The sequence below is a fragment of the Pseudomonas antarctica genome, from assembly GCF_900624995.1.
In the GTDB taxonomy this organism is placed as follows: domain Bacteria; phylum Pseudomonadota; class Gammaproteobacteria; order Pseudomonadales; family Pseudomonadaceae; genus Aquipseudomonas; species Aquipseudomonas antarctica.
Window position 1 is genome coordinate 1 of record NZ_UYXQ01000197.1, and the last position, 4,960, is coordinate 4,960.

4 protein-coding genes and 1 pseudogene are annotated in these 4,960 nt (G+C 61.3%); all 5 read left to right on the forward strand.

The window, feature by feature from the left end:
• The coding region (gene nuoJ, locus E0F99_RS28890; protein WP_130909095.1) for an NADH-quinone oxidoreductase subunit J at positions 1–410 on the forward strand (410 nt) is incomplete at its 5' end.
• Positions 411–412: 2 nt separating this feature from the next.
• On the forward strand, positions 413–721 hold the full coding sequence (gene nuoK / locus E0F99_RS28895; protein ID WP_017137520.1) for an NADH-quinone oxidoreductase subunit NuoK: 309 nt from the start codon (positions 413–415) through the stop codon (positions 719–721).
• Complete coding sequence (nuoL, locus tag E0F99_RS28900) at positions 718–2,571, forward strand: NADH-quinone oxidoreductase subunit L (protein ID WP_083357963.1); 1,854 nt, start codon at positions 718–720, stop codon at positions 2,569–2,571. The genes nuoK and nuoL overlap by 4 nt, the downstream gene beginning before the upstream one ends.
• A 46-nt stretch (positions 2,572–2,617) precedes the next feature.
• Positions 2,618–4,150 (forward strand): NADH-quinone oxidoreductase subunit M, encoded by a 1,533-nt coding sequence (gene nuoM / locus E0F99_RS28905; RefSeq protein ID WP_064452906.1) that lies wholly within the window; start codon positions 2,618–2,620, stop codon positions 4,148–4,150.
• 7 nt (positions 4,151–4,157) lie between these two features.
• Positions 4,158–4,960: pseudogene (locus E0F99_RS28910) on the forward strand (proton-conducting transporter transmembrane domain-containing protein); the annotation flags it as partial.

Genomic DNA, 4,960 nt, shown 5'->3' on the forward strand with positions numbered 1-4,960 from the left:
TGATTATTTCGCTGATCGCCGTGGCCATGACCTTTTTCAGCCTCGGCGCACCGTTTGCCGGTGTCCCGGAAGTGATCGCCTACGCCGGCGCCATCATGGTGCTGTTCGTGTTTGTGGTGATGATGCTCAACCTGGGGCCGGCTTCGGTCGCCCAGGAACGCGTCTGGCTCAAGCCCGGCATCTGGCTCGGCCCGGTCATCCTGGCAGCGCTGCTGCTGGGTGAACTGCTGTATGTGCTGTTCGCTCACCAGAGCGGCCAGGCCATCGGCCACACCACCGTAGACGCCAAAGCCGTGGGCATCAGCCTGTTCGGCCCGTACCTGCTGGTGGTCGAACTGGCTTCGATGCTGCTGCTCGCTGCAGCCATCACTGCCTTCCACTTGGGCCGCAACGAAGCCAAGGAGCAATGACGATGCCTGCTATCCCTTTGGAGCATGGTCTGGCGGTCGCCGGCATCCTGTTCTGCCTTGGCCTGGTCGGCCTGATGGTTCGCCGTAACATTCTGTTCGTGTTGATGAGCCTGGAAATCATGATGAACGCTGCCGCACTGGCGTTTGTTGTGGCAGGTAGCCGATGGGCGCAGCCGGATGGACAAGTCATGTTCATCCTGGTGATCAGCCTGGCAGCCGCCGAGGCCAGTATTGGCTTGGCGATCCTGCTGCAACTGTATCGTCGCTTCCACACGCTTGATATCGACGCTGCCAGTGAGATGCGCGGATGAACATGATCTTTCTGACTTTCGTATTTCCCCTGATCGGTTTCCTGCTGCTGTCGTTCTCTCGCGGGCGCTGGTCGGAAAACCTTTCTGCCCTGGTGGGTGTGGGTTCCATTGGCCTATCGGCAATTGTCGCCGCCTACGTCATCTGGCAATTCAACGTGGCGCCGCCAGAAGGCGGCCACTACACCCTGGTGCTGTGGCAGTGGATGTCGGTGGAGGGCTTCAAGCCCAACTTCGCCCTCTACGTCGACGGCCTGTCGATCACCATGCTCGGCGTGGTGGTGGGTGTGGGCTTCCTGATCCACCTGTTCGCGTCCTGGTACATGCGCGGTGAAGCCGGTTACTCGCGCTTCTTCGCCTACACCAACCTGTTTATCGCCAGCATGCTGTTCCTGGTGCTCGGCGATAACCTGTTGTTCCTGTACTTCGGCTGGGAAGGCGTGGGCCTGTGCTCTTACCTGTTGATCGGTTTCTACTACAGCAACCGCAACAACGGTAACGCAGCACTCAAAGCCTTTATCGTGACCCGCATCGGCGACGTGTTCATGGCCATCGGCCTGTTCATCCTGTTCCAACAAGTGGGCACGCTGAACATCCAGGAACTGCTGGTGCTGGCACCGCAGAAATTCCAGGTCGGTGACTTCTGGATCACCCTCGCTACCCTGATGCTGCTGGGCGGCGCCGTGGGTAAATCCGCGCAACTGCCGCTGCAAACCTGGCTGGCGGATGCGATGGCCGGTCCTACTCCCGTTTCCGCACTGATTCACGCGGCAACCATGGTAACCGCCGGTGTCTACCTGATTGCACGTACCCACGGCCTGTTCACCCTGGCGCCGGAAATCCTGCACCTGGTAGGCCTGGTGGGTGGCGTGACACTGGTACTGGCCGGCTTCGCCGCGCTGGTGCAGACCGACATCAAGCGGATCCTCGCCTACTCGACCATGAGCCAGATCGGCTACATGTTCCTGGCCCTGGGCGTGGGTGCCTGGGACGCGGCGATCTTCCACCTGATGACCCACGCCTTCTTCAAGGCCCTGCTGTTCCTTGCCTCCGGTGCAGTGATCGTTGCCTGCCACCACGAGCAGAACATCTTCAAGATGGGCGGCCTGTGGAAGAAACTGCCGTTGGCCTACGCCAGCTTCATCGTCGGGGGTGCCGCTCTGGCGGCCCTGCCGTTGGTGACCGCAGGTTTCTACTCCAAAGACGAAATCCTCTGGGAAGCCTTTGCCAGCGGTAACCAGAACCTGCTGTACGCAGGCCTGGTGGGTGCCTTCATGACCTCGCTGTACACCTTCCGCCTGATCTTCATCACCTTCCACGGTGAAGCCAAGACCGAAGCGCACGCAGGCCACGGTATCTCCCACTGGTTGCCATTGTCGGTGCTGATCATCCTGTCGACCTTCATCGGCGCCATGATCACCCCGCCATTGGCCGGCGTACTGCCGGAAAGCGCGGGGCATGCCGGCGGCGCTGCCAAGCACAGCCTGGAAATCGCCTCGGGCGCCATCGCCCTGGCCGGTATCCTGCTGGCGGCCCTGCTGTTCCTCGGCAAGCGTCGCTTCGTGACTGCGGTTGCCAACAGTGGCATCGGCCGCTTCCTTTCGGCCTGGTGGTTCGCCGCCTGGGGCTTCGATTGGATCTACGACAAACTGTTCGTCAAGCCTTACCTAGCCATCAGCCATGTACTGCGCAAAGACCCGCTCGACCAGACCATTGGTTTGATCCCGCGTGCCGCCAAGGCCGGTCACACCGCCCTGAGCCGCAGCGAGACTGGCCAACTGCGCTGGTATGCAGCTTCCATGGCGGCCGGTGCCGTGCTGGTGATCGGCGCCATCGTGGTGGTAGCGGTCTGACTATGTCTATGTACTTTGCGAACTTGCGAAAGGAAACGAGCCCGTCATGATTCTGCCCTGGCTAATCCTGATCCCCTTTATCGGCGGCCTGCTCTGCTGGATGGGTGAACGCTTCGGCGCCACCCTCCCCCGCTGGATTGCGTTGCTGACCATGTCCCTGGAACTCGCGCTCGGCCTCTGGCTGTGGGCCCATGGCGACTATTCATTTGCTCCGGCACCGGGTGCCGATCCCACCTTCGCGCTTGAGTTCAAGCACGTGTGGATCCAGCGCTTCGGCATCAACGTGCACCTGGCCCTCGACGGCCTGTCGCTGTTGATGATCCTGCTGACCGGCCTGCTGGGTATCCTCTCGGTACTCTGCTCCTGGAAAGAAATTCAGCGTCACGTGGGCTTCTTCCACTTGAACCTGATGTGGATTCTGGGCGGTGTTGTCGGCGTGTTCCTGGCGCTGGACCTGTTCATGTTCTTCTTCTTCTGGGAAATGATGCTGGTGCCGATGTACTTCCTCATCGCGCTCTGGGGTCACAGTTCTTCGGACGGCAAGAAAACCCGGATCTACGCGGCGACCAAGTTCTTCATCTTCACTCAGGCTTCCGGCCTGATCATGTTGGTGGCGATCCTGGGTCTGGTATTGGTCAACTTCAACAGCACGGGCGTGATTACCTTCAACTACGCCGACCTGTTGAAAACCAAGATGTCGCTGACCACCGAGTACATCCTGATGCTGGGCTTCTTCATCGCCTTCGCGGTGAAGCTGCCGGTGGTGCCATTCCACTCCTGGCTGCCGGATGCGCACGCCCAGGCGCCGACTGCGGGCTCCGTGGACCTGGCGGGTATCCTGCTGAAAACCGCTGCCTACGGCCTGCTGCGTTTCGCCCTGCCGCTGTTCCCGAATGCCTCGGCCGAGTTTGCGCCGATCGCCATGACCCTGGGTCTGATCGGGATCTTCTACGGTGCGTTCCTGGCCTTCGCCCAAACCGATATCAAGCGTCTGATTGCCTTCTCGTCCGTTTCCCACATGGGTTTCGTACTGATCGGCATCTACTCCGGCAGCCAGCTGGCGTTGCAAGGCGCAGTGATCCAGATGTTGGCCCACGGTGTTTCGGCGGCGGCCCTCTTTATCCTGAGTGGTCAGTTGTACGAGCGCCTGCACACTCGCGACATGCGTGAAATGGGTGGCGTGTGGTCGCGCATCGCGTACCTGCCGGCGATCAGCCTGTTCTTTGCCGCTGCGTCCCTGGGCTTGCCGGGCACCGGCAACTTCATCGGCGAGTTCCTGATCCTGATGGGTTCGTTCGTGCACACGCCGTGGATCAGCGCCATTGCGACTTCCGGCCTGGTGTTCGGTTCGGTCTACTCGCTGATCATGATCCACCGCGCCTACTTCGGCCCGGCCAAGTCCGACACCGTCCTGCAAGGGATGGATGCTCGCGAACTGATCATGGTGCTCGGCCTTGCGGTGCTGCTGATCTACATCGGCGTGTACCCGCAACCGTTCCTGGACACTTCTGCCGCGACGATGCATGGCGTGCAGCAGTGGTTCAGCACCGCCTTCACTCAACTCGCTTCGGCACGGTAAGAGCGCTATGGAATTCACGATCCAACACTTTATCGCGCTTGCGCCGCTGCTGATCACCAGCCTCACCATCGTGGTGGTGATGCTGGCGATCGCCTGGCGCCGCAATCACTCACAAACGTTCCTGCTGTCCTGTGCCGGTTTGAACCTGGCCCTGCTGTCGATCATCCCGGCCCTCAAGGTTGCACCACTGGCGGTCACCCCGCTGATGATGGTCGATGACTTCGCGCTGCTGTATATCGCGTTGATCCTGGTTGCCACCCTGGCCTGCGTCACCCTCGCCCACGCCTACCTCGGCGAAGGCGGCACCGGTTACCCAGGCAACAAGGAAGAGCTGTACCTGCTGATCCTGCTGGCTGCGGCCGGCGGTATCGTGCTGGTCAGCGCGCAGCACCTGGCCGGCTTGTTCATCGGCCTGGAGCTGCTGTCGATCCCGACTTACGGCTTGGTGGCCTACGCCTTCTTCAACAAGCGCTCCCTGGAAGCCGGCATCAAGTACATGGTGCTGTCGGCCGCCGGTTCCGCGTTCCTGTTGTTCGGTATGGCCCTGCTTTACGCAGAAGCCGGCAGCCTGAGCTTCACCGGTATCGGTCACGCCCTGGCGACCACCAGCATGCCTGCGCCAATCGCCCAGTTGGGCCTGGCGATGATGCTGATTGGCCTGGCGTTCAAGCTCTAGCTGGTGCCGTTCCACCTGTGGACCCCGGACGGGTACGAAGGCGCCCCGGCGCCGGTAGCCGCGTCCCTGGCCCCGGCGTCGACGGTTCCGTGTGTTGCGGTGAGGGTGCTTGCGTTCCATATCTCGCCTACCGC

Excerpts from the sequence above, each read along its gene's own strand:
- nuoK (WP_017137520.1), top strand. The coding sequence starts at position 413 with ATGCCTGCTATCCCTTTGGAGCATGGTCTGGCGGTCGCCGGCATCCTG.
- nuoL (WP_083357963.1), top strand. The coding sequence starts at position 718 with ATGAACATGATCTTTCTGACTTTCGTATTTCCCCTGATCGGTTTCCTG.
- nuoM (WP_064452906.1), top strand. The coding sequence starts at position 2,618 with ATGATTCTGCCCTGGCTAATCCTGATCCCCTTTATCGGCGGCCTGCTC.